Raw genomic sequence first — 1,754 nt, 5'->3', positions numbered from 1 at the left:
CGCCGCACCCAGGATCAGCCCGCCCGCCGCCCACCCGCGCTGACGGGCGACACGGCGCTCCACCTCGGCGTACGGGGTCGTGGAGAACGACACCAGCTCGTAACGGGAGGCGTACCGCCCGGGCAGCGCCCGCTCCAGCGCGTGCTCCAGCCGCTTGCCCGCCAGGAACACGCGGGAGCCGACCTTGTCCCGCATCTCCACGAAGTTCGCCAGCGCCAGACGGGCGATCACGTCGGTGTCGGCCCTGCGGCGCTCGAACAGCGCCAGCGCCCCGGCGAAGTCGTCGCCGGTCTCGTCCAGGCAGCGGTCCAGTTCGACGCAGTCCTCGAACCCGCAGTTCGCGCCCTGGCCGTAGAACGGCACGATGGCGTGCGCGGCGTCGCCCACCAGGCCGACCACGGCCGCCCCGGTGGTCACGTGCCACGGGTCGCAGCGCATCGTGACCAGGTGGCCGACCGGGTTCGCCAGGAAGCCCTCGACCAGGTCCGGCATCAGCTCGAACGCGTCGGGGTAGTGCTCGGCGAAGTGGTCGCGGATGCGTCGCGGGCTGTCCAGGGCGGCGATGGTGTGGTGCGGCCAGAACAGGGTGCAGGTGAACGAGCCGCCGGGGTTCGGCAGGGCGATCATCATCGAGGCGCCGCGCGGCCAGATGTGCAACGCGCCCGGCTCCATCGCGAACCCACCGGCGCGCGCCGGGATGGTGAGCTCCTTGTAGCCGTAGTCGAGGTAGCTCTGGCTGAAGTTCACGCCGGGCAGGGCCTGCAGGCGGCCGCGCACCGCGCTGAACGCGCCGTCGGCGCCGATCACCACCCGCGCCTCGGCCTCCACCTCCGCGCCGGCTCCGGGTCCGGCTTCCGTCTCGAACCTCAGCCTTCCCGTACGCTCGTCCAGCCCGGTGAGCCGGTGCCCGAACCGCACCTCGACGCCGGGGAGCGCGGTGGCGGCGTCCAGGAGCTTGAGGTTGAGCTCGGCCCGCCCGATGGAGTTGATCGCCTGCCGCCCTCCCGGGCTGTAGGGCTGGAAGGTCAGGCCGCCGTCGAGGGCGTGCATCATCCGTCCCGGCATCGGGATCGCGTCCTTGAGCACCTCGCGTTCCAGCCCGACCCGGCGCAGCGCGTCGATGCCCCGCTCGGAGATCGCCAGGTTGATCGACCTGCCCCGGTCCGCGCCGCGCTCCCGCGGATCCTGGCGGCGCTCGTACAGGGTCACCCGGTGCCGTCGGCGGGCCAGGAAGCAGGCGAGCAGGCAGCCGACCAGGCCGGCGCCGACGATCGTGACCTCCACCCCTCCTTCGTACGGCGGACTGGGCGGAATGTCCAGCTATCCGAGCGCTCCGTCGATGGCCCGGACGGTCGCCCGCCAGATGGCCGACCCGGGGGCGATCACGTCGAAGTGGTCACCGGCCATCTCCACGTACGTCACCCGGTCCCCGGCCATGGCCGCGGCCCTCGCGTAACGCCGCCCGAAGTCACGCAGGTCCGGATCGTCCTCCGTCCCCTGCACCACGACCTGCCGCACGCCCAGCGGCAACCGCCCCATCGGGTTCGCCGGCCCGTACACCTCAGCTGTCCCGACCGGAACGGCCGCCCCTGAAGGCCCGGCCGCAGCCACCTCGGCACCGCCCACCTCGGCACCGCCCACCTCGGACCCGCCCACCTCGGCAGCAGCCATCTCGGCACCGCCCACCTCGGAAGTGGCTACCTCGGAAGTGGCTACCTCGGACGCGCCGCTCGCGGGAGCGGACGTCGCGGGGG

At 73.2% G+C, this 1,754-nt stretch carries 2 protein-coding genes; both read right to left on the bottom strand.

Features of this window, described 5'->3' with window-relative positions; all coding sequences use genetic code 11:
• Positions 1-1,284: FAD-dependent oxidoreductase (locus tag ADY59_RS47205; protein ID WP_049577897.1), on the bottom strand; the 1,284-nt coding region annotated here is incomplete at its 3' end.
• A gap of 36 nt (positions 1,285-1,320) precedes the next feature.
• Positions 1,321-1,671, bottom strand: a complete 351-nt coding sequence (locus ADY59_RS47200) for a hypothetical protein (protein WP_156326179.1) — start codon at positions 1,669-1,671, stop codon at positions 1,321-1,323.
• Positions 1,672-1,754 lie beyond the last annotated feature (83 nt).

The organism is Nonomuraea sp. SBT364, assembly GCF_001083785.1.
Taxonomy (GTDB): Bacteria; Actinomycetota; Actinomycetes; order Streptosporangiales; family Streptosporangiaceae; genus Nonomuraea.
Note: the sequence above shows the minus strand (reverse complement) of the source record. Positions and strands in the feature narration are given on the sequence as shown.

Excerpts from the sequence above, each read along its gene's own strand:
- ADY59_RS47200 (WP_156326179.1), bottom strand. The coding sequence starts at position 1,671 with ATGGCTGCTGCCGAGGTGGGCGGGTCCGAGGTGGGCGGTGCCGAGGTG.